Annotated in this window: 22 protein-coding genes; 7 read left to right on the forward strand and 15 right to left on the reverse strand. The window is 40.9% G+C overall.

All coding sequences use genetic code 11. The features are described 5' to 3' along the window. Positions 1-26: 26 nt before the first annotated feature. Both ACX27_RS33950 and ACX27_RS16640 read right to left on the reverse strand, forming a co-directional pair. Positions 27-248, reverse strand: coding sequence for a hypothetical protein (locus tag ACX27_RS33950; protein ID WP_062294481.1), 222 nt, complete (start codon positions 246-248; stop codon positions 27-29). Between the two features lie 217 nt (positions 249-465). Continuing rightward, positions 466-2,994: a mannose-1-phosphate guanyltransferase gene (locus ACX27_RS16640; RefSeq protein WP_062294483.1), complete on the reverse strand. Its 2,529-nt coding sequence runs from the start codon at positions 2,992-2,994 to the stop codon at positions 466-468. Between the two features lie 469 nt (positions 2,995-3,463). On the opposite strand from ACX27_RS16640, the gene ACX27_RS16645 reads away from it, so the two are divergent. Beyond that, positions 3,464-3,658, forward strand: coding sequence for a hypothetical protein (locus ACX27_RS16645; protein ID WP_062294485.1), 195 nt, complete (start codon positions 3,464-3,466; stop codon positions 3,656-3,658). A gap of 248 nt (positions 3,659-3,906) precedes the next feature. On the opposite strand, the gene ACX27_RS16650 is transcribed toward ACX27_RS16645, so the two are convergent. The 4 genes from ACX27_RS16650 to ACX27_RS16665 form a co-directional block, all read right to left on the reverse strand. After that, positions 3,907-4,119 carry a type II toxin-antitoxin system HicB family antitoxin gene (locus tag ACX27_RS16650; RefSeq protein ID WP_062294487.1) on the reverse strand — a complete coding sequence of 71 codons (213 nt, stop codon included), beginning with the start codon at positions 4,117-4,119 and terminating at the stop codon, positions 3,907-3,909. Next, the gene (locus tag ACX27_RS16655; protein ID WP_062294490.1) at positions 4,119-4,310 is read right to left on the reverse strand and encodes a type II toxin-antitoxin system HicA family toxin; all 192 of its coding nucleotides are present in this window, start codon (positions 4,308-4,310) and stop codon (positions 4,119-4,121) included. The genes ACX27_RS16650 and ACX27_RS16655 overlap by 1 nt, the downstream gene beginning before the upstream one ends. A gap of 194 nt (positions 4,311-4,504) precedes the next feature. Next, entirely contained in the window at positions 4,505-5,113 is a 609-nt protein-coding gene (locus ACX27_RS16660) for a hypothetical protein (RefSeq protein ID WP_062294491.1), read from the reverse strand. 163 nt (positions 5,114-5,276) lie between these two features. Then, positions 5,277-5,864 (reverse strand): thylakoid membrane photosystem I accumulation factor, encoded by a 588-nt coding sequence (locus ACX27_RS16665; RefSeq protein WP_062294493.1) that lies wholly within the window; start codon positions 5,862-5,864, stop codon positions 5,277-5,279. Positions 5,865-6,122: 258 nt separating this feature from the next. Between ACX27_RS16665 and ACX27_RS16670 the strand changes: the two genes are divergently transcribed. Beyond that, positions 6,123-7,460, forward strand: a complete 1,338-nt coding sequence (locus ACX27_RS16670) for a Mur ligase family protein (protein ID WP_062294496.1) — start codon at positions 6,123-6,125, stop codon at positions 7,458-7,460. A gap of 196 nt (positions 7,461-7,656) precedes the next feature. Here the strand turns inward: ACX27_RS16670 and ACX27_RS16675 are convergent, their stop codons facing one another. Further along, positions 7,657-8,436 carry a hypothetical protein gene (locus ACX27_RS16675; protein WP_062294498.1) on the reverse strand — a complete coding sequence of 260 codons (780 nt, stop codon included), beginning with the start codon at positions 8,434-8,436 and terminating at the stop codon, positions 7,657-7,659. A 341-nt stretch (positions 8,437-8,777) separates the two neighbouring features. Here ACX27_RS16675 and ACX27_RS16680 point away from each other — a divergent pair, with 341 nt between their 5' ends. Both ACX27_RS16680 and ACX27_RS16685 read left to right on the forward strand, forming a co-directional pair. Beyond that, positions 8,778-9,605: a type 1 glutamine amidotransferase gene (locus tag ACX27_RS16680; RefSeq protein ID WP_062294500.1), complete on the forward strand. Its 828-nt coding sequence runs from the start codon at positions 8,778-8,780 to the stop codon at positions 9,603-9,605. A gap of 641 nt (positions 9,606-10,246) precedes the next feature. After that, positions 10,247-10,609, forward strand: coding sequence for a cupin domain-containing protein (locus ACX27_RS16685; RefSeq protein WP_200929812.1), 363 nt, complete (start codon positions 10,247-10,249; stop codon positions 10,607-10,609). A 103-nt stretch (positions 10,610-10,712) separates the two neighbouring features. Here ACX27_RS16685 and ACX27_RS16690 read toward each other — a convergent pair whose 3' ends face one another. Both ACX27_RS16690 and ACX27_RS16695 read right to left on the reverse strand, forming a co-directional pair. Further along, on the reverse strand, positions 10,713-11,075 hold the full coding sequence (locus tag ACX27_RS16690) for a prolipoprotein diacylglyceryl transferase family protein (protein WP_062294503.1): 363 nt from the start codon (positions 11,073-11,075) through the stop codon (positions 10,713-10,715). Positions 11,076-11,295: 220 nt separating this feature from the next. Next, entirely contained in the window at positions 11,296-11,808 is a 513-nt protein-coding gene (locus ACX27_RS16695; protein WP_062294504.1) for a hypothetical protein, read from the reverse strand. Positions 11,809-12,544: 736 nt separating this feature from the next. Between ACX27_RS16695 and ACX27_RS16700 the strand changes: the two genes are divergently transcribed. From ACX27_RS16700 to ACX27_RS16710, 3 genes are all read left to right on the forward strand, one after another. Then, positions 12,545-14,527, forward strand: coding sequence for an amylo-alpha-1,6-glucosidase (locus tag ACX27_RS16700; protein WP_062294506.1), 1,983 nt, complete (start codon positions 12,545-12,547; stop codon positions 14,525-14,527). A 239-nt stretch (positions 14,528-14,766) separates the two neighbouring features. Beyond that, positions 14,767-16,392, forward strand: a complete 1,626-nt coding sequence (locus tag ACX27_RS16705; RefSeq protein WP_062294507.1) for an AAA family ATPase — start codon at positions 14,767-14,769, stop codon at positions 16,390-16,392. Between the two features lie 70 nt (positions 16,393-16,462). Next, positions 16,463-16,837, forward strand: a complete 375-nt coding sequence (locus tag ACX27_RS16710) for a DUF1257 domain-containing protein (protein WP_062294510.1) — start codon at positions 16,463-16,465, stop codon at positions 16,835-16,837. A gap of 174 nt (positions 16,838-17,011) precedes the next feature. On the opposite strand, the gene ACX27_RS16715 is transcribed toward ACX27_RS16710, so the two are convergent. The 6 genes from ACX27_RS16715 to ACX27_RS16740 form a co-directional block, all read right to left on the reverse strand. After that, positions 17,012-17,803: a GUN4 domain-containing protein gene (locus ACX27_RS16715; RefSeq protein ID WP_062294512.1), complete on the reverse strand. Its 792-nt coding sequence runs from the start codon at positions 17,801-17,803 to the stop codon at positions 17,012-17,014. A 37-nt stretch (positions 17,804-17,840) separates the two neighbouring features. Beyond that, the gene (locus ACX27_RS16720) at positions 17,841-18,629 is read right to left on the reverse strand and encodes a GUN4 domain-containing protein (protein ID WP_062294514.1); all 789 of its coding nucleotides are present in this window, start codon (positions 18,627-18,629) and stop codon (positions 17,841-17,843) included. Positions 18,630-18,637: 8 nt separating this feature from the next. Beyond that, positions 18,638-19,240 carry a hypothetical protein gene (locus tag ACX27_RS16725; protein WP_062294516.1) on the reverse strand — a complete coding sequence of 201 codons (603 nt, stop codon included), beginning with the start codon at positions 19,238-19,240 and terminating at the stop codon, positions 18,638-18,640. Between the two features lie 116 nt (positions 19,241-19,356). Beyond that, positions 19,357-20,916, reverse strand: a complete 1,560-nt coding sequence (locus tag ACX27_RS16730) for an Hsp70 family protein (protein WP_062294517.1) — start codon at positions 20,914-20,916, stop codon at positions 19,357-19,359. Positions 20,917-21,020: 104 nt separating this feature from the next. Beyond that, complete coding sequence (locus ACX27_RS16735) at positions 21,021-21,653, reverse strand: hypothetical protein (RefSeq protein WP_062294519.1); 633 nt, start codon at positions 21,651-21,653, stop codon at positions 21,021-21,023. An 11-nt stretch (positions 21,654-21,664) separates the two neighbouring features. Further along, positions 21,665-21,877, reverse strand: coding sequence for a DUF2997 domain-containing protein (locus ACX27_RS16740; protein WP_062294520.1), 213 nt, complete (start codon positions 21,875-21,877; stop codon positions 21,665-21,667). Positions 21,878-22,157 lie beyond the last annotated feature (280 nt).

Genomic DNA, 22,157 nt, shown 5'->3' on the forward strand with positions numbered 1-22,157 from the left:
ATTTTGGCTCAAACTACTAAGATAATTCAAACAGGTTCAGGTATGGTTTGGGGAATTGGCCCAGGAACAGTTTGGGGAATTGGTGCAGGTACAGTTTCTGGTATAGGCCCCGGTATTGGTTGTGGGATCGGTGCAGGTACGGGTTCTGGTACTGGTTGGGGGATTTTTGGTTCGGGAGTTGGTAGGGGGTTCGGTTGCGGTGTTGGAATTTGGGGGTCGGGAATCGAAATAGCTTGGATATTAATCATGGGTAGTTCTTAAATTACCAGACTTCCTCAAGCTAGATGATTACCCTTGATGCTGACATCTTCCTAGGAAATAGGAAAAAGTCTGAAGCATGAAGTCTGAAGTATGAAATGTAGTAGGTGAGAGGTAACAGAATTAAAGGTCTTTTGTTACTAGAGGCGGAAGGTGTAAGGATATAGATTTTCAACTTCCTTACACCCTTGCAAAGCAAAGAAATTTTCAAACTTCGGCTGGGTGATATTCTTGTTGTCTTTCGACGAAAGTTTGCACACGATGGCGGTAGTTGCGGATGGTGTCGTCTACCCAATCGCGATCGCTACTATTAGCATATAAATGTACTAATGGCTCGCTGGCATCGGGTAAAACTAACAGCCAATTGTCATCGAATGGTTGACCAATTTTCACGCCATCGATGAGTTCGAGGTTTTGGGCTGGGTGGGTTTCTACTAAGTAGCGCATCAATGCACCTTTAGCAGTCCAAGGACAGCGAATTGTTTGACTTCTGTGAATAACACGGGGTAATTCTGAACGTGCAGTAGCCAGCGATCGCTCTTGAATTGTTAACATTTCAATGATCTTGGCAATGCAGAACATGGAATCAAAACCCGGATGCAGTTGCGGGAAAATGAAACCTGTGTCGCCACTACCGCCCAGAACTACATTAGAATTCTTTTGGCAAGCTTCCATTAAGGCGGTTGGGTTAGCTTTCGTCCGAATTACTCTCCCATCGTGGCGACGGGCGACTTGTTCCACCGCACTAGAGGCGTGAACTGGCACAACTACCGTACCTCTGGGGTTAGAGGTTAATATCATATCCACCATTAAGGCGGTTAACATTTCCCCACGAATGGGAAAGCCAGATTCATCAACTAAAATTAGCTGTTCGCCATTCGCCGAGACTTGCACGCCAAAGTTAGCTTTCAAGGCTTCCACCACATGACCTAACTGGGTTAACAGGGCTTCGCGGTCAGCCGTGGTGACGGCGTGTTTATTTAGGCTGGCGTTCAGTACCACTGCATCCGCGCCGAATTTATCCAGCATTTGGGGTAAAACTGCCCCAGACACAGCATAAACATAATCAATCACGATTTTGGCGCGACTGTTGGTAAGGGTAGAAACGTGCAGAAGTTTCTCAAAGGCTGTGCAGTAACTGTCAATAACTTGACTGGGATAGGCGACATCGCCAACTTCATGAATCAACGCCCGACGCATATCTTCTTTAAAATATGCCCCTTCAATTTTCTTTTCTTGGGCTTTGGAAATGTTAATCCCTTTGCCATCCATAAATTCAATCAAGATGTAGTCGGGGCGGTCGGGATGGACTCTGACATGAATACCGCCAGCCACCGACATCATAGGAATAACCGTCCGGGCGATAGGGATAGCGGTAGCATCGAGGTTTTGAATATCAACGCCTACAGACATTAAACCGGCAATTAGCGATCGCGTCACCATCCGCGAAATGTTCCGTTGGTCTCTCGACACTGTTACTTTAGAACCAGGTTTTAAAATCGAACCGTAAGCCGAACCTAAGCGCACTGCAAATTCTGGGGTGATGTCGATATTTGCCAAACCTTGCACACCACGTTGACCAAACAAGTTTCTTTGGGCAGTATTACCCCAAATCAAGTTGATGTTTAAAATTGCACCAGACTCAATTTTCTTACTCGGCCAAACACGCACACTAGTACTAATTTGTGCTTCTTCACCGACCGTAGATAACGAACCTACCACGGCAGCTTCTAATACATGAGCGCGACGGTCTACGCGGCTACCACGGGAAATTACACAGGCACTTAATTGGGCTTCTTCACCAACAAACGCCCCATTCCACACAATTGGACGCTTCAGATTAGCATCAGCACCAACGGTAACGTTATCACCAATAACTGTTCCCCCTTCAATTTGAACTCTCGCCCCGATGCGGCAATTATCGCCAATCATGGCTGGAGTTTCAATTTTAGCCGTCGCATCGATAAAAGTATTCTCTCCTACCCAAACGCCGGGGGAAATTTCTTCATAAGCAAATTCAAGTTTTACCTTTGTATCTAAAGCATCATATTGTGCTTCCCGATAAGCATCTAAATGGCCGACATCGCACCAGTAACCTTGGGCAATATAGCCATACATCGGCTCATTTTTGGCTAAAAGTAACGGAAATAAATCTTTAGAAAAGTCAGTTTCGGTATTAGCAGGTAAATAATCTAAAACTTCGGGTTCAAGAATGTATGTCCCAGTGTTGACTGTATCTGAAAAAATTTCGCTTGTAGATGGTTTTTCTAAAAATCGTTTAATTTTACCTTCTTCGTCGGTAATTACTACCCCAAATTCAATCGGGTTAGGAACCCTAGTTAAAATCAAAGTAGCTTTGGATTGTTTTTGTTTATGAAATTCAATTGCTGCTGTTAAATCAAAATCTGTGATGCTATCACCACTAATTACTAAAAAAGTTTCATCTAGTAGTTCGGCAATATTTTTCACACAGCCTGCCGTACCTAAAGGCTGATCTTCTTCTACAGCGTAGGTCATTTGTACGCCAAAATCACTACCATCTTGAAAGTAGTCGCGCAAAACATCGGGTAAATAATGTAATGTGGCAATGACTTCGGTGATTTGATGTCTTTTGAGTAGATTAATAATATGTTCGGCAATGGGTCGATTAAGAATCGGCACCATCGGTTTAGGTAAATCGCAAGTTAAAGGACGAAGCCTTGTCCCCGAACCGCCTGCCATCAGTACTGCACGCATAAGTCCTCCTAAATTATTTGCAGCTTCCGCTATTTGTAAAGCTATGAAAATATGTCGGTTTTATCTTTAGTGTCTTATAGATGTTCTGAAATCAGGAACTTCCACAAGAGACATCTAATAAGTGTTAAGCATATTTACTCAACACAGTAGCCTGTCTAGAAAAATGAAGAAATGTTTCTAAAAATCGAGTTTATTTATTATGACAGTTTCTCATGCTGTTGAGGTAGCAAGAAAGTAGAAAAAACAACATAAAAATCTAGAATAGTATATTCTTTTTATCTTTATAATTTAGCTTTATGAACTTGTGCGCTATGCTAATTTACACTGGAATCAGAAAATATGCGATCGCATCCTCAACTGGTCAGAAAATCAATACTAAATTCTCGCTTGTCAGTATAAATTAATAATTGTTGAGAGATTTTGACAATTCTTAACTTACTTTGGTTAGCAGCAAACGGAGTTGATTACAATGGATGGCAGCTTAATTGGATTTATTTTGCTAGTAGGTTATGTTGGTTTAGGTTGGAAGTTTTGGAATGGATTTACCAGGACTAACTTTACACCATCCTTACCGAATCGGATTGCTTTATCTTTGTTATGGCCTGTTTTATTTATCGTTAATCCGTCCTATCGCCGCAATTTTAGAAAAGCTTTGAAAGGGTAGGTGTTAATTTTAAATTTAGCAGTATCGACCTGTAGCGATCGCCTATATAGCAGTCCTATTTGATATGGGAACAAAAGAGGCAAGGGAGACAAGGTAGACAAGGCAGAGATGTTTGTACATCATTTAGGATTAGTATATTTTAAAAAAGTTTAGTTAGTCGTTAGGGTAGGATAAAAAGCCTACCTTTTAACTTTCGTAAATTTAGGATTTATTTTTGGCAGTGCATACTGTTTTTAGTTCAATAAAACTTAATTTAATACTTCAACCTCATGGGCAATGCTTGTAGGTTGAGGGATAGGCAAACCATCTTCTAGCATTCCTTCTAGATGAAACTCTATAGCCTCAGCAATCAGTGTTTTAACTTCTTCTAAAGTTTCACCCACAGCGACACAACCCGGTAAATCTGGTACATAAGCGCCGTAGCTAGTGTCTCCTTTCTCAATTACTACTGTATAACGCATCAATCTACCTCCAATTGAGCCTGTCTCCAGATACTTTTTAGAGTACCAATTGGTACGTCAACACTCGACTTACCAGACACTGTTACTGTACCAGCTTTATCAGGATGTTTAAATTGACGATGGCTACCTTTCGTTCTTACAAGATACCAGCCATCTGCTTCTAGCATTTTAATCACTTCTCGGACTTTCATACCACTACTTATCTGTAAAATGTAAACTTTAGATATAGATAGAGTGCTTGATTGAGAAGTATCAAGTCAATAAGATTTCCCGATTTCAGGGATTTTCCTGATTTAGGGAAATTTTATCATTTAGCAAAGTTTACCAATTTCAGAAATTTTTTGTAGTTGTGATAAAACTCAATCCAAGATATAAAATGGCTTGATTAACCAATAGGTAAATTGCCTGGGTTGACTGCGTGAATATATTCACTACCAGAATGTGGTCTACCGCGTTTATATCTAGCTTCTTCGGTATTACCCCATCCTAGTTGTAAAATCATCTCTAAAAAGTTAGGATTTTCCCACTTCCATAAACTTGCCCATTCGGTTCTGTGAGCAATTCTTTGGACATCATCGGTGGTAATTTGTTGATATTGCTTACTGTTATTAAAACTTAAATATAAATCCATATCGCTAGTTACTTCATACCAAAACTTCAATATCGAATCTTTGGCAGATTGTAATATGGCGATGTCACTAGTCAGTCCTACTAATTCGGTATCTACTTCTGGATAGCGCAAGGTTTTGCCTTTGACTGTCATTTCGCGCCAGACAATACCGGAAACTTGATGTTCTCTTTGATAGTTGTGAATAGCCGCTTTGAAATCTTGATAGGCAGTGAACTTTTGGAACCCCTCGGTTCTGATAAACTGGTCTATTACAGGATTGCCAGAGACTGTTACCTTTAACTTCAGACGCTCTCCTTTCAGACAAGCTTGGCGTTCGGCTGCCAAAATTTGGATTAGCTCTTCGGTAGTGTAAACTTTTGACATTAGTTATTAGTCAAGGGTCAATGGTCAATAGTTTTGAACTTGAGACTATGAATTTCCGCAGTTGTGAAAATCGGTTATTTAAACATTATCCTTTGCTTGATTGGTGATGCAGTAGCCCACAGTACTAAAAATTAGGGTAGACCATCTCAGTCTACCCTGGCAGTTATTTGGCTAACTCACTACTAAATTCATTAAAGGAACGGCGCTTTAATTCTACTGATTCAGAGCGGGGTAATAAATCAAACACTTCTCGGAATTTATCGTCTATTTCCTCAAAGGGTACTTGACCTTTTTTGTTTAATACAACCTTGCCTGACTGATTAAACACTACAACTTGTGGAACAGCACCAGTGTAGTAATATCCTGGTTCGGTGGGATTGTATTTCTCTTTGATGGGAATTGTATCAACATCAATCGGGATGATCTCGGCGGCGCGTCCGTAGAACTCTTGGATACGAGAGATTACAATGGCATATTTTTTGCAATCGCTACTGTCATCCACATAAAATGCTAAAAATGCAGGTTTATTTTCTGCTAAAGTCTGTGCTAGTGTCTGTCTTGGCGGAACTAAGGAACCATTGCCAGCATAAACGACAAACATATTGCCATCATAATTATCATCATTAATACCAGCATAAGCCGGTTTAATACTGAACATCAGTAAACACACAAGCAACAACAGGCATTTGGATACCAACCGTCGCCAGTCAGCCATGCGTTCTTGTAAAAAAATCAATTTTGTAATATTCATCAAAAGGAACCTTGCAAGCTACGATTTGTCGTAAGTTTGTGCTGAATTCGGCAACCTGGGATGGATAAGTAATTACACCCGCACACTATTTTTTAAGATAACGTCTTACGGATGAAGTATGAAGTATGAAGTCTGAAATTTCTTTTTCACACTTCATATTTGCTAAGTGCTGGCTTTTTGAGTCAGGATTCGCTAAACTCACAGGATTAAATTTGCAACTAGATTAATTAGCAAACACGAGCAGATTAAGGTAAAGAAGTGGGCAAGAAAATTAAACTGATAGATAAACTACGGCTTGGTTTGGCGGTATCAGTGGCGAAAACTGTAACATTTGCGGTGCGCTCGCTGCGGTTAGGTGCTGCTAGTGTATTACCAGGGTCGATTGCGCGTCGAATTGAACCTCGACTGTTGCAATTGTTGAGTCAACAGGTAAAAAATGGCGTAATTATCATTGCTGGGACAAATGGTAAAACAACTACGTCGCTGCTGTTAAAAACAATTTTGGAACGTAAAGGCTACCACATCGCCCATAACTCTACAGGTGCAAACCTAGAAAATGGCTTGATGACAGCTTTACTAGAAAATACTAACTTGGTGGGGACGCTAGATGCTGACTACGCCATTTTGGAAGTAGATGAGAATATCGTTCCCAAGGTGTTAACACCACTCCAGCCGCGTATTATTTTGTGTTTAAACTTGTTCCGTGACCAACTCGACAGATACGGGGAAGTAGATACCATCAGTAAACGCTGGACAAAGGTGATTTCGACTCTCCCCAAAGAAACAGTCGTAATTCCCAATGCGGATGACCCGACTTTATCTCACCTCGGTCAGCAGTTACCGCAACGAGTGTTATTCTTTGGTTTGAATGAACCAGAACAATATCTTGAAGCTATTCAACACGCTGTTGATTCTATTTATTGTCCTAATTGCGGACATTCTTTAGATTACAAAGGCGTTTATTTATCTCACTTGGGAGATTTTACTTGTCCAAGTTGTGGTTTTAGCAAGAGTAAACCAACTCTAGAAAGTAGCGAATGGGGACAAATTTTAGTTGGTTTGTACAACAAATATAATACTTTAGCGGCTGCGACTGCGGCTATCGAATTGGGTGTTGATGAAGCCACAATTAGAGATACTATTAACAACTTCCAAGCTGCTTTCGGTCGTGCAGAAGATTTAGTAATTGATGGGAAAAAAGTCAGGATTTTATTATCAAAAAATCCTGTGGGGACAAATGAAACTATTCGAGTAGTGAATCAAAGTACTGATAAAACTACATTAATGGTGTTGAACGATCGCACCCCCGATGGTACTGATGTATCCTGGATTTGGGATGTTGATACAGAAAAATTAGTCGAACGCGGCGGAACGATTGTAGTAAGTGGCGATCGCGTTTATGATATGGCGTTACGTCTGCGTTATAGCGAAAAGTCTCTGGAGAGTAATTTAAACTTAATTGTCGAGGAAGATTTACGCCAAGCGATCGCAACTGCCCTCAAGCATACACCAGACAACGAAACCTTACACATTCTTCCTACATATTCCGCCATGTTAGAAGTGCGCGAAGTTTTGACTGGAAGAAAAATTCTTTAGCAATGGGGAATTGGGAAGCTTTTTGAATCAAAATAGAATTCAGGAGTCAGAATTCTGAATTTACCTGAGTACCTCACTAGTGGATGAATAAGTGATGAAACACCACATTAAATCTTCAATCTAGTCGTCTTTAATTAGTAGTGGGTTTGAATCCTCTACTAATTAAAGACGACTTCTTCAAAATCTTTATCGCTTCCTAAACTAAATAACTGGTATTCGGCACAATAGGAAAGAAAGCATATTCATACCAAGCAGTCCAAACAAAACTTCTCAACCACCGTTGACGCTTTTCGGGATTAAATTCATACTCAAATACCCCACTAGATGTATCAATCGAAGATAGGTGAGAATTACAACCACAACCATGTTGATAAGTAAAGCCATATTTAGAGGCGATACTTTGCACCTTCATTTGCATCGCAAAAACCTTACCTGCGTGTAATATCGCATCCCAAGAACGCTTATGTTTGATATCTCGCTTATCAAATCTTAAGGCACGTTCTTCAAATACATGATCGCGGTAAATTGGTGCTAAATGCACATGATAAAAACTCGCTGGTAGTTCATAGCCAAACGCTTGAAAAAGTTCTATTCCTATCCGCGCTACTTTTAATTCATTGGCAAATTCTTCGCCCTTTGATTCTAAATCTTGAAGCAGTGTAGCAAAGTCGGGATAGTTAGTTTTTATAAAGTCATAACCGTAAAATTCTAGGGTTTCCCAAGCTAACTTGCCAAATAGTTGGGAGAATGACGATTTGAGATATTCTAATTCTGGACTTTCGTTAAATAAGTCAACATCACCCTGTTCTAACTTATATTGAAATAACTGTGCCATCTCAACATAACTTTGGGGTTCAGGGATGCCTACATCTGCTATTCCGTTAGCAATATCTTGCCATATAGAAGGTAGTTGAGATACAGGAACTGCATTTTCATACGCAATTACCGTCAAATTGGGAGCTTCAATCGCTTGCATATAATCTCCATTGAGATATTCACAATTTATTGCTTAGTTAAACAAAGTTAACTTTTTGGGAAATTTGCACAAAAAGAGTGTAACTGTTTACCCAAATATTTAGTAAATTTACAGTTACCTGTGGAGATTATGGCTGTCTGACAATTACAAAACTGTGACCTAAAATACTGAAGTCTGATAACAATTGCTATATGTCCATCTAAAAATTTTAACTACCAAACTCATTACCGAGGACAGATTTACGATATGCTGACCCCAGTATCTTTGGTTCTGGATACACACCTGATTCTGCAACTATAGAAAGAAAAAAGTTATAAATTATCAGTTATGAGTAAAAAGTTATGACTTCTGAACAATTAGAATTAACAATTGGTTGGTTGTATCCAACTTTGATGAGTACCTATGGCGATCGCGGTAATGTCATCACTATAGAACGCCGCGCTCAATGGCGGAGATACAACGTCAAAGTTTTACCTCTAGACCAAAATTCCACCGCCGAAGATATTAAAGCTGTAGATGTAATTGTGGGTGGTGGCGCACAAGACCGTCAGCAAGAAATTGTGATGCGTGATTTGCAAGGCGCAAAAGCTGACGCAATGCGCGAAAAAATCGCTAATGGGACACCAGGAGTTTTTACCTGCGGTTCACCCCAACTGCTAGGACATTATTATGAACCAGGACTTGGACAACGAATCGAAGGTTTAGGAATCCTTGATTTAGTATCTATCCATCCTGGGGAAAATACCAAACGTTGCATTGGTAACTTGGTAATTGAAGTTACAGCTTCCCGCCTCGCCAAAGAATTAGAAGAGATGACTGGTAGCAAACCTTATCTCGTCGGGTTTGAAAATCATGGCGGACGTACCAAGTTAGGTAAAGTGGAAGCCTTGGGACGTGTGGTGTATGGCTTAGGCAATAATGGCGAAGATGGTACAGAAGGAGCATTTTATCAGAATGCGATCGCCACTTATTCCCACGGCCCCCTGTTACCCAAAAATCCTTTTGTCGCTGACTGGTTAATTCAAACTGCGTTGCGGGTGAAGTATCAACAATCCATCACACTCAAACCCTTAGATGATGACTTGGCTATACAAGCGCGAGAAGCCATGTTCAAACGCTTAAAAGTCAGCGTAGCAACGGTGGCTACTAGCACAACAAAGCAAAAGTAAAAGGTCAAAAGGAAAAAGAAAGAATAGTCATAGCACAAGCCTTTTAGCAATTCCAGATGGTCACTGAGCATGGTCGAAGTGTGGTCTGTTTATTTCCGCCGATCTGTACTAGCAAAGTTTGAGTCAGAATAATTTATCATTTCAGAGTCAGAATATCAGCTTCTGACTCTTTGTTTTCAAGACTTACGCAAAATCATGAAAAAACGAACTGTAAAGGGCGCATAGACGCGATAGCGGTGAAGCAGCGCGGTCTTGGGGGTTTTCCCCATGAGCGACTGCTGAACCCGAAGGGCTTCCCGCAGGGTAGGACACGAAGTTAAGAGATTCGAGAGGGTTCTTACGTAAGTCCTAATTTTTTGGTTTTGATATGCCATTACAATCATACATTGCCACTAATCAACTCGATTGAATTTTAAAATATGACTAGATAAAATCCCGAAAAACACAAAATTAAGAATCTATTAAAACTAATTTAAAATTAATAATTTGCGCTATATTTATCAATATAAAATAATATTTATTTACTCAATAACTTATAGAATATTTACCAATATACATCTCTCATAAAACCTGTTTAATCGTATTATAAATTTTGTTATCAGTCAGCCTAGTATATTGTTCAACTATAGATTAATCAGAAAATGAATATAGAGAGGATTTTCAAGAGTACTGATTTTTTTCAACCTACAGATAGTGAACCAATTCGTTCAGTTGTCACGGCATCACCAAATGCTGTTGTAGTTGCATGGTATGTCAAACCCGGACAAGAAATTGGAGCGCACATTCATCCTAATGGTCAGGATACTTGGACAATATTATCCGGTAGTGGTGAATATTATTTAGATATAGACGGTTCTCGCAAAATAATTACCACCGGAGATGTGGTTGTAGCACCACTCCAATGTGTTCATGGTGTGTTCAATCATGGTGATGAACCTTTGATATTTATCTCTGTGGTGACACCTTATGAGGCGGGATATGAACCTGTGACCATGAAATCTTAAACAGCCTTAATCAAGAGTGCTGAGTTGAAAGTGCTGAGTGCTGAGTTTTGTAAATCTAAATGAGTTAAAAATTAATAAAGATATTTAAGATAAAAATTAATTTTTATTTTTGGGCGGGCTTATAAAACACCTGCGGAATGCTGGGCAAATAATATAGGATAGCCAATACACAGGCAATTTGAATTGCACTTAACCCAAATAAAGTATGAAAATCTGGTTTGAGAAAATCAATAAAAAACCGAAAAATTACGTAGGAAATTAAATAAAATTTAAACAACTCACCACTGCGATACAGTAGTAAGCTGAATTGCTGGGAATTTTGCCAAATTAAATCTAGATGTTGTAAAGCAACTAACACCTGAGCACCAATCAAAGCACCCAGCATCCCACCCAGGATCACCGAACTGCGTTGACGAGGAGCGATCGCATCTTTGCGGACATTGCACAATAGTAAACGAAAAGCCACAGCATAGGCTAAGGATTCAAATAAAAGATGTGGATGAATCCGTAATGAGCCTAACTAAAAATATACCGGGAAATTCACAAATTGCGCTGTTTGTGTCATATCGTCCAATACGGTTTAGTGAAGAAAGTTTTCTTATGGAGACAAGGGAACAGTAGGAGAACAAAATTATGCCTTCCCCAAACTACGGCTTGGGAAAGGCATCGGAAAAAAGGTGAAATTATCAGTGTTTAATTTCTAAATTTAGGATGTAACATCCTATTTGGACTTTTTCTGCCCACAATTCATACTCTAGGCGCAAGTGTTCCGGGAATTGTTTACCCGTAAGTTTCAATGTTTTTGTAAAATTTCGTAAGCGAATGGGATTATTTGGTTGTAAAGATTCCGTGGGCAACCAATAACGGCTGACACCGTATATCCCTTGTTCCCAGAAGTGGCGGTAACTTACTTGGCCATTACCTTGCATAGTCATAATCACCCGATATGGAGAAATTTCCAGCCACAAAACTCTGGGACTACTGGGAATGTAGGCAGCGTTTTTTCTCTGAGGCAAAATTTCTTCTGTATTCAGAGAAGTTTCTACTTCACAAGTAATGAGAGGCGGTGCAGTTAAAAGTAAGTGAAATCGTTCTGTATCTTTCTGATACAATGTTCCGGCAGTTTCGACCACTGACCAGAACGGCAGGTCAGTGGAAACTAGTGATAAGCACACAGGCTTGCGATGATAGGTCAGCATGGGAGCAGTATGGGCTAACAGCTATTGAATAACAAGATGAAATTAATCCAGGGAGTCTAGCAGTCCAGAACCAGCAACTAAATAGTAAAACATGCTTAATCTTAACTGAATATCCTGATTTGGTAAGCTAAATATCTCAACATAAAAATAAGTTAAATCTAAATTCAAGTATTGCAAACAACATTTTTTTTTTTGATAAAGGTAACTTTAAACACCGTGAATAAATACTTATAGTTTGATGAATGTTATATTTTGCAACAAATGATGAAAATACTACAGTCGTTTTGACGACAGTAGATACACTGTTTGGAATAGTTAGGAAGAATTTCTCTAGCTAGGAAAGGAAGGGATTTGGCAATCTAAAAGAAAGAATGCTGTTACTTAGCATTCAAAAAATACAAGACATAGTTTGAGTATCTCTTAAAAAGGTCAACTTGCCACAAATCAACATTTAAATTTATGATGCAACTGTCTCAGTAAATTTAATATGACAAAATAACAATGGGATACTAGAGAAAAAGTACTAACAACTGAATCGAGAATCCGAAAAGACCAGAAATATAGCAATCTTCAATGATTGACAAACATCTATCCCTTGTCTCTTTTGTTCACATATCAAATAAGGTTGCTATATAGTTGAGGCTTGTAACTCTATCACCTATCACCTGCTTGCTATAAAACAAATTTGTAGTCAATAGATTTTGGTGATCACCTAAAAAATCACTCAGTTTGCCTTATGTGTATGGAATTTGGGCGGGAAATCTGCGGCAATCTCGACATCGCAGAAACACGGGAATGGTTAGTGACCAATGGCATAGGTGGTTATGCTTCTGGGACGGTGGCAGGGTTACTGACTCGGCGGTATCACGGCTTACTCATTGCGGCTTTACACCCGCCTTTAGGTCGTACTTTACTGTTGGCAAAACTAGATGAAACTGTATTGTATGGCGATCGCACTTATCCTCTACACACAAATCGCTGGGCAAATCAAACTGTGAGTCCCCAAGGTTATCAACACATTGAATCTTTTGCCTTGGAAGGGACAATTCCCCTGTGGCGATTGGCTGTGGCTGATGCTTTGCTAGAAAAGCGCATCTGGATGCAGTTAGGCGCAAACACCACATATATCCAATACACTCTGCGGCGTGCTACCCAACCTGTGCAACTAACCCTCAAAGCAATGGTAAATTACCGCGATTATCACAGCGACACCCACTGCAATGGTTGGCAAATGTCGGTGGAAGCAGTCGAACAAGGAATTTGTGTGACGGCTGATCCCGGTACTAAACCATTTTATTTGTTGAGTGACAAAGGCAGTGCCACACTTGTTCACAACTGGTATTATGACTTTGACTTGGCAGTAGAACGTTATCGCGGTTTAAACGACAAAGAAGACCATCTCCACGCTGCCACCTTCGCTGTGACTCTCCATCCTGGGGAAGCAGTCACCTTTGTTGCCAGCACCGAAAAACAAATTGATTTACATGGTGAAACAGCACTGAAATTACGGCGCACTCAAGAACAGAAACTATTAGGAATTTGGCAGAGTAATCGACCCATTACAGCACAAGAGTCTCCCGCCTGGATTAAACATTTGGTACTGGCGGCTGACCAGTTTATTGTTGACCGTTCTGTACCAGAAGAATCTCACGGCAAAACTATCATCGCTGGTTATCCCTGGTTTAGTGATTGGGGAAGGGACACCATGATTAGTTTACCTGGGTTGACAATTGCCACTGGTCGACCAGAAGTAGCACGGGCAATTCTCCGCACTTTTGCCAAGTATGTCAATCAGGGAATGCTACCCAATCGCTTTCCTGATGTTGGTGAAGAGCCAGAATACAATACAGTCGATGCGACACTGTGGTATTTTGAAGCAATTCGCGCCTACGACAATGCCACCAACGACGATCATTTACTAAGTGAACTGTTTCCCGTACTGGCAGATATTATTTATTGGCACTGTCGCGGCACACGCTATGGTATACACCTTGATCCCACCGATGGTTTACTTTATGCAGGTGAGACAGGTACCCAACTCACTTGGATGGATGCCAAAGTCGGAGATTGGGTAGTGACACCGCGAATTGGTAAACCAGTAGAAGTCAATGCACTGTGGTATAATTCCCTACGCACAATGGCTAAGTTTGCCCGTCAATTAGGTAAACCCCATCAAGAATATGAAGCAATGGCAGACCGCGCCTTAGCGAGATTTTCCCGCTTTTGGAATGAGGCGTTGGGTTACTGCTATGACGTGATTGATAGTCCTGATGGAGATGATGGGGCGTTGCGTCCAAATCAAATTTTTGCTGTATCGTTACCAGAAAGCCCCCTTACCTCTGCCCAACAAAAGAGTGTGGTAGATGTTTGTGGCAGAATGCTGCTGACTTCTCATGGATTGCGATCGCTCTCCCCTGAACATCCCCAATATCAGGGAATATACGGTGGTAATCAGTATCTTCGTGATGGTGCTTACCATCAGGGGACTGTTTGGGGTTGGTTGTTGGGGCCATTCGTCCTCGCCCATTTACGTGTTTACAAAAATCCACAACAGGCGCGGCAATTCTTAGAACCAATGGCAAATCATCTCACCGCATCCGGTGTTGGCAGTCTCAGCGAAATTTTTGATGGCGATGCACCAATGACTCCGCGCGGCTGTACTGCCCAGGCTTGGACGGTGGCGGAGGTTTTACGTGCTTGGTTGGCGACGGAGGGGTAGGGGATGTGGGGGACGAGGGGGACAAGGGAAGGGAGAGATTGGAATATCCTGATCAAGCTGTTTGATGTTTTTGATTGTATAATCAGACACAAATGCGGTGTTATAATGTATTAAAGAACGAACCGCAAAGGACGCAAAGGACACGAAGTTATCAGAGTTTGAGAGAAAATTGCATACGGCGTTAAGTAATTAGCATTTCATCACCCTTACACCCCACACCCGCACACCCCTAAAGAGAGATGAGCAATTTTCAACAATCGGGAACTCATAGCAGCGAGAATCAGCAATACGCTTCTTTGATAGAACAACTTGATTTGATGATTCGGGCGCGGTATCCCTTACTGTATGTGATTTCTGTGGAAGAAGAACCTGTAGAGGAAGTGCTGTTGCAAGTTGCAGCGCGTTCTGCGCCTCAGCGACAGGTGTTATTTTGGGATATTGTGCGGGGTTGGAGTGACAATGGTGCAGATAAAGGTTCTGTGATGGCGGCTTTATTACGCATTGCCAAAGCTGACTCGCAAACAGCAGCGATGTTTGTGCTGCGAGATTTGCATCCGTTTGTGAAAAATCCTACCACTGAGAAGAATGCACCCATTGTCAGGGAATTACGCAACTTAGCGCGGGAGTTAAAGCGATCGCGTAAAACTATCATCACCACCAGTCACACTTTAGAACTTCCCGATGAACTACTACAAGAGGTGACAGTTGTTGATTTTCCCTTGCCCAGTGTCAGCGAAATCGATTATTTAATTACCCAGTTAGTAGTTCCAGATAAATTAAATATTGCTGGCTTGGCGCGAGAACAATTAATCAAAGCTTGTCAAGGTTTAAGCCGCACTCGCATTTCTAGGGTTTTGGCAAAAGCTTTAGCCGCCAAACAGCAGGTAAATGAGTCTGATATTGATGGTGTGTTGGAAGAGAAAAAACAAGCAATTCGCCAAACTGGGATTTTAGAGTTTTTCACACCCCAAGAATCACTCAAGCGCGTTGGGGGATTAGATCAACTCAAACAATGGGTATTGATGCGCCAAGATGCTTTTACAGAAGAAGCCAGACGCTACGGTATTCCTAATCCCAAAGGTATGTTGCTGGTAGGGATACAGGGAACGGGTAAATCCCTCTCTGCCAAAACCATCGCCCATGAATGGCGTTTACCTCTACTGAGATTAGATTCCGGGCGGTTATTTGGCGGAATTGTGGGTGAAAGCGAAAGCCGTGTACGCCAAATGATTCAGCTAACCGAAGCAATGGCACCTTGCGTTTTGTGGATTGATGAAATTGACAAAGCCTTTGGCAATATTACCAGTGGGGTTGATGGTGATTCCGGGACATCGCGGCGGGTATTTGGCAGCTTAATTACTTGGATGCAGGAGAAAACCAGCCCAGTTTTTATTGTCGCCACCGCCAATAACGTGCAGATATTACCAGCAGAGTTGTTACGCAAAGGAAGATTTGATGAGATTTTCTTTTTGAATCTACCCACAGAAACCGAACGTCAAGAAATTTTTAAAGTTCATTTGCAACGGTTACGCCCCAACCGCCTGCGAGAATTTAATTTAGCTTCATTAGCTAAACAAACTGCAAACTTCAGTGGTGCGGAAATTGAGCAAGTAATTATTGATGCTATGCACCAAGCATTTTCAACAAGAATAGAAGGACAACGGCGAGACTTCAATACAGAAGATATTTTACAGGCTGTAGCACAGACTGTACCTTTAGCTGCGATCGCCCGCAATCAAATAGAAGCCTTAAAGCAATGGGCAGCAGAAGCAGGTGCAAGGCCAGCTTCCAACGATATTCAGTTAGTGGAGGAATTAAAGCACTACTCAACCCAACAAGGAATAGGGCCATTAGAAGTTGATTAAAATAAAAAAAAACTCTGCGCCCTCCGCGTCTTGGCGGTTCTGTTTTTTAACCTAGAATCTAACATCAATTATGTCTCATTTTACAACTATCAAAGTTCAAATAAAACGCGGTGAAATTCTCCATGAAGTGTTGCAAGAACTAGGCTATCAAGTTGAATGCAACACAGATGTACGCGGATATCGAGGCGATAAAACTCAAGCCGAGTATGTAATTCGCCAAAAAAATGGTTATGACTTAGGTTTTCGCCGCAATGGTGAAAATTACGAAATAGTTGCTGACTTTTGGGGAGCAAAAATTAATGAACAAAAGTTTGTTAACTCCATCAGCCAAAAATATGCACATAAAACCTTGATGGCAACAGTGCAAGAACAAGGCTTTAATGTTGAGGACGAAGAAGTATTAGCAGATGGAACAGTGCGAGTTGTAGTAGGGCGTTGGGTGTAATTTATTTGTAAGAAACGAGATCCCCGAATTCTTTAAGAATTCGGGGATCTGAACCTATTTGTAGTTAACGTCAGTTCGGGTTAAGACGATTTCGTTGCTAGTTGTACGAAAGAATAGAAGTTTCAGCCAGCGATTGAATCATGGTTTCAGCTTATACCGAACTTACGTTAGTTATTACAAATCTGAACGAATAATTAGCGGAATTTGATAGTACCATCTACGTCTAATTTCTTTACCAGGAATCATGGGTAGAGAACCCATAGGTGATGCCTCAAAAGTAAATTGAGATGATTCAAATGTTGATGCAATCCATCCAAATTGCTTGTAAATATCAAAAACTCTATCCTTTCTATCCTTCAAGTTAGGCTTATAAAGATGGGAGAGATGATTTCTTTTTTCATCAAAAAGCCAGCCTTTCTCTAGTAGTATGCGTTTTTGTACACTATATCCAAAATGATTATTGCTAAATTTTACCCAAAGTTGATCAATTGTTCGCAGATCCGTTTGTGATAAATCAATCAAATCGAGGTAATGGAAATACGTTTGAGATTTCTTCCCTACAGCTTCCTGAATTTTTTCATTAGTTTCTAAGTTAGCTTGTAGCCATTCTCCAGATGCCAATAAGTTACGTAAATTGCTGTAGTCTACTCCTGCTTCTGACTGTAAAGGAATATGTTGTAGTAAATTTTGTTTTTCATCTTCTGTAGAAGACTGAAATAGTAAATCGTAAGCCACCCACTGTAATACTCCCGTTTCAGTTAAAACAATCTGGTTCAAAAGTTCTTGACCTTCTCTACCATATTTGAGAGCATCTGATAAAGCAGCAATTTTAATTTCCTGCGAATTGCTATCAAGACAACGCTTAACGCCTTCAATTCCACCTAGCACTAAACCATCTATAGGAGGTGGTGCTTGTCCACCAAGTACAGCATCATATTCTCTGGGTTGATTAGGATTATCTGGCATCGCTTTTTACCTCTGACTCATACCAGTGTTCCCAAATTCAGGCTATTTTGCAGTTAGCTAATTTCTCTGCAACCGCAGACAGGGTTCTGCAACCTGTCCAAAAGTCCCCTAACCCCCAACCTATAAATGCACCGCCACGGGGTAGGTGTCCCACAGGCGCACTTAAATCGAATTTCAAGTCATTCCAATAACGCCAAGCACCTTGAGAAAACCATCCCACACCTTTACCAAAGCGACACCACGCTTCCCAGTCGGGATTGGATGTACCGCCTACACTTTGCCAGATATGCGTTTGGACAACAAAGCCAAAGCGTCCGTTGCTATATTTTTGCCAGAGACTTTCAATTGTGTTTAAGTCTGCACAAGGGAAATTTTCAACGTCTGACGAGTCTAAAAATCCTTGTGGTTTGCGATCGCTAATTTGCAGCATCATAGCCGCAGTTTCTTGATCTGCATCCCGCCATTTTCCCGCAGTTAGTAATTTTTGTAAATTACTGTAGTTTGCGCCAACCGCAGAGATTAAGGCTGGTTCGGTGTCTAGAGAGGATTGTAATTTTGCTAATGCTTGTTGTCCTAGTAGTGATGATATTGTGAATTGCAGTTTTTCCGATTCGGGATTGATAATTTCAAACACCAACCTGATTCCCACTTCACCATATTTTAAAGCTTCCGCAACAGCTAGAACTTGTTCTTCTACAGAGATAGCACTAGTCAAACGCCGTTTCACACCTGCAATACCACCTAAAACTACTCCATCTTTTGGCGGTGGTATTTTTCCACCCAGAACTGCATCATATTCTCGCGGTTGATTGAAATTTTCTGACATTGCGGTTGTTATTTGGAGAAGGCTTGCACTCTATCAATACAGCCCCGGTTTACTGCTTCTCGTAAAATATCTGTAATACCTCGTCGTTTAAAGTAAAGTGCTGCATAGTTACGTTGTATGTGCGTACCGTTGAACAGGTAATGTCGGATTCTGTCTTGACCCTCATGAGTATTAACTAAGCCAAGTGTAAAGTCAATTAACTTGCAAGTGGCGCTATTACGGTCATGTTCTAAATTATCCATTAGTGTATCGATATCAGACATGCCGCCAGCACGCGCCATCGCCACAAAAGCATCATATCTGTCAATTTTATGGCTATATTGCTGTAGTATTTCTTGTACTATAGGTTCTGGTCGAGAAGCGAGTAGGGAATAAGCTGTATGGCGTACTTTCCATAATCTATCTTCTAATGCCCAGATTACCAGTTCTAAACCTGCTTCGCCATACTTGAGTGCTTCTTCTAGTGCTGCAATTTTTTGTTCAATTATCGGATTTGCCAAGCGTCTTTTAACACCTTCTAGTCCCCCTAAGACTACAGCACCAGGAGGTGCATTTTCTTGACCACCAAGCACAGCATCATACACTCTGGGGCGATTATGATTTTCTTTCATCAGGTTTTTACTATTGAGCCTACTACTTAGTATTCCCAATCACTGAGGTCAGGCGATCGCATTAATATCAAATGATCTTTATTTTTTAAACGAACTGCCAAGGCGCAGAGAGAAGATTATTTGAGGTTGGCGATCGCACCTCTATTTACTAACATTTTTCCTGTCAATAAATCTTTGACTGTTACTACTAAAACCCGTTGTTCGTTGACTTCAAATTGTGCTTGGATTCTGTCGATTCCGGTTTGTCCTGGTGGTTCCAGATAGGCGACGCATACTTGTTGATGATGGGTTTCTAGAGAACGATAGCTATCTTGTTTTATTAAGTGACTACTCGTCATTCTGCCTTGTTCATCATAAGCAACTTCCGCTTGGGAAACTTCGGCAACTTCGCCAATATCAAGGCGAATTTCTCGCTGTCCTTCAATAGCTACTTGCAAAGTTAAAGCTTCAGAACGCGCCCCTGGATATTTTGCTCCTTTTTCAATTAAGGTGAAATAAGAATAAGTTTTACTGTGGGGTTCCCAAAGGCGAATCGCGTAACTGTGGCGTAGATAATCATCAATGGCTGTCATTTCGCTTAATGCTAATGCCCCATGTGCGACAGCTTCAAAGGGTTTATCTAATTTGACTTTTTGTCTACCAAAATAAGAAATTACTAATTGTTGAATCGCAGGGATTTGACAAGTACCGCCGACAAGTAACACTTGTTCTATGGATGATTTGCTAATGCCTTTAGCAAGTGCGATCGCGAATACTTCATCGATGGCTTGTCTTAACTGTTCTAATAATTGTTGATTTTCTAAAATTTCGCCTAACTCGTCTCGATGTAACTGCAATTCATGAGACATGAAATTTTCATCATCAAACCAAGCTTCCTTGGCTAAATCTGTGGTGGAAAGTTGAATTTTTACCCTTTCTGCTACTTCCAATAAATTCATAAAACCGATTTCCCCCACTTCCTCACGGGAAGAACCGATTTTGTGTAAATAATGTTCTACAATCCAAGTATCAATATCGACACCGCCAATAAAAGCATCCGACTTGGCGAGAACTTCCGCGCGTATGGCTTGCTGTTCGGCTGCAACACTCACAGTCCGCACTAAACTTAAATCCAGAGTTCCGCCACCAAAATCCACTACCAAAACCACACTACCAGGACGCTTGACGGCATAACCAAGGGCGGCGGCTGTTGATTCATCCACAATTTGCACTGTGGGCATATTGAGTTTATCGCCCAAATCCCGAAACCAGTCAAGATACCTTTCAAACGCACCCACAGGAACGGTAAAGATAACGTGACTTGGTTGCAATTGCTGTTCAACTTGTTGCCAAATCTCTTTCAAAAACAGTTCTGAAATAATCTCTGCACTATAACTATTACCATCCAACAGTCGCGCAGGTGGAACAAAATCCGCCGCTAAATCTCGTTTAAAAGCCCGAAAACATCGTTCTGGCTGGGCAAACCCCAAGCGTTTAGCGCGTACCTCTTCACCAAACAAAATGCTATTTTGTCCCTCAACAAACACCAAACTTGGTACAACGCTTACCTGTTCCGTCCCCACCTCAAACCGCCGCGACATTCCCTCAAATCGCAAAGTCCGCGGCTTTTGCGTAATCAAATCCGTGGTACAAACAACAGTATTACTCGTACCAAAATCAATTATTACTGTAGTCATTAGTTATTAGTCATTTGTCATTGGTCATTTGTCATTTGTCATTGGTTATTGTTACAGACTAATCTCCCTTGTCCCCCTTGTCCCCCTTGTCTCCCTCATCCCCCTCACCTCCCCCCAGGTAAAGTCCGACTCACTTTAGCTGGACAAAGAATTTTCCCTTGATGCTGATAACCGACAAATCGGATGTAAACCAATTCACCTTGCGTCATATCAGCTTTGTCTGGTTGATGAAGTTGGGAATTATAAGGTACTTGTTCCCAAGGTTTACCAATGAGTTCGTAACCCCATTTACTAAGGAGGTTATCTAGAGGGGTAAACATAGAAAGCAGATTTTTGGCAGGTAATTCGGGTTTCACACTCACCATTTGATGAATGCTGGGATAGTTGGTTAGTAATGTCTGCAATTGTTCAAAGGTGGCGACGCGAAATTCTGCGGTGAGTTGAATTTGCTGCTGTTGCAATTCTTGATGCAGTCGCAAGCCTTCTTGGTGTAGTGCTTCTTTTTCAGCAGTAATTTGGGTGAGTTTTTGGGCTAATTCTAAGTTTTTTTCTTGCCAGGTCAGGATTTCAGCTTCTAGGAGTTGAATTTGAGATTGCTTGTTGAGTTGCAGGATTTTCGCACCATTGATCATTAGAATTATCAACAGTGGCGAACAAATTGCGATCGCTATCACAACCAAGCTTTCTACAGAAAACATTCCTATATCTTGGATATCTAATAAGATATCTGCAATCATTTCCGCCCCTCCTATTTTTGCTTGAGAGACTGTTGTTCTGTTCCTGTAGCGTTTTCTTCTCCTTCGTAATATTCAGGCAGCAGTTCTTGGCTTTCTACCTCTCCTAAAGCACCTTCAATTCCCGATGTTGCATTGGTACAACTTACACCAGAACCATTAATTACAGTCTCAGTAATTTTGCCGTCTTTACCAATGCGATACTCGATTTTTTGATACTCTGCCATAACTCAAATATTAATATTTTCTAGGTTTTACAGCAATACGTAACTACTTCGTTGTATCACTTTTGCCTGTAAACGGCAATTGTCAATCAGCACAAATCAATTATACTAGAACAAATATACTACTTTAAATAAGATTGCACAATTCTCAAGAACAGTATGTCCAGCATATAAATGTATAGGCAGAACAAAGCAATGGAAATTGAATACATACACCCTTAAACCCCTACACCCAGCTCCAATAGACAAACTTTGTATACCCCTCATAAAACTCAACAGGTAA

The organism is Nostoc piscinale CENA21, from assembly GCF_001298445.1.
GTDB classification, from domain to species: Bacteria; Cyanobacteriota; Cyanobacteriia; order Cyanobacteriales; family Nostocaceae; genus Nostoc_B; species Nostoc_B piscinale_A.

Coding starts and splice junctions, on each gene's coding strand:
- ACX27_RS16710 (WP_062294510.1), top strand. CDS start 16,463: ATGTCTCATTTTACAACTATCAAAGTTCAAATAAAACGCGGTGAAATT.
- ACX27_RS16695 (WP_062294504.1), bottom strand. CDS start 11,808: ATGCTGACCTATCATCGCAAGCCTGTGTGCTTATCACTAGTTTCCACT.
- ACX27_RS16680 (WP_062294500.1), top strand. CDS start 8,778: ATGACTTCTGAACAATTAGAATTAACAATTGGTTGGTTGTATCCAACT.
- ACX27_RS16655 (WP_062294490.1), bottom strand. CDS start 4,310: ATGAAAGTCCGAGAAGTGATTAAAATGCTAGAAGCAGATGGCTGGTAT.
- ACX27_RS16700 (WP_062294506.1), top strand. CDS start 12,545: ATGTGTATGGAATTTGGGCGGGAAATCTGCGGCAATCTCGACATCGCA.
- ACX27_RS16675 (WP_062294498.1), bottom strand. CDS start 8,436: ATGCAAGCGATTGAAGCTCCCAATTTGACGGTAATTGCGTATGAAAAT.
- ACX27_RS16740 (WP_062294520.1), bottom strand. CDS start 21,877: ATGGCAGAGTATCAAAAAATCGAGTATCGCATTGGTAAAGACGGCAAA.
- ACX27_RS16640 (WP_062294483.1), bottom strand. CDS start 2,994: ATGCGTGCAGTACTGATGGCAGGCGGTTCGGGGACAAGGCTTCGTCCT.
- ACX27_RS16650 (WP_062294487.1), bottom strand. CDS start 4,119: ATGCGTTATACAGTAGTAATTGAGAAAGGAGACACTAGCTACGGCGCT.
- ACX27_RS16715 (WP_062294512.1), bottom strand. CDS start 17,803: ATGCCAGATAATCCTAATCAACCCAGAGAATATGATGCTGTACTTGGT.
- ACX27_RS16725 (WP_062294516.1), bottom strand. CDS start 19,240: ATGAAAGAAAATCATAATCGCCCCAGAGTGTATGATGCTGTGCTTGGT.
- ACX27_RS16705 (WP_062294507.1), top strand. CDS start 14,767: ATGAGCAATTTTCAACAATCGGGAACTCATAGCAGCGAGAATCAGCAA.
- ACX27_RS16665 (WP_062294493.1), bottom strand. CDS start 5,864: ATGAATATTACAAAATTGATTTTTTTACAAGAACGCATGGCTGACTGG.
- ACX27_RS16645 (WP_062294485.1), top strand. CDS start 3,464: ATGGATGGCAGCTTAATTGGATTTATTTTGCTAGTAGGTTATGTTGGT.
- ACX27_RS33950 (WP_062294481.1), bottom strand. CDS start 248: ATGATTAATATCCAAGCTATTTCGATTCCCGACCCCCAAATTCCAACA.
- ACX27_RS16720 (WP_062294514.1), bottom strand. CDS start 18,629: ATGTCAGAAAATTTCAATCAACCGCGAGAATATGATGCAGTTCTGGGT.
- ACX27_RS16730 (WP_062294517.1), bottom strand. CDS start 20,916: ATGACTACAGTAATAATTGATTTTGGTACGAGTAATACTGTTGTTTGT.
- ACX27_RS16735 (WP_062294519.1), bottom strand. CDS start 21,653: ATGATTGCAGATATCTTATTAGATATCCAAGATATAGGAATGTTTTCT.
- ACX27_RS16685 (WP_200929812.1), top strand. CDS start 10,247: ATGAATATAGAGAGGATTTTCAAGAGTACTGATTTTTTTCAACCTACA.
- ACX27_RS16660 (WP_062294491.1), bottom strand. CDS start 5,113: ATGTCAAAAGTTTACACTACCGAAGAGCTAATCCAAATTTTGGCAGCC.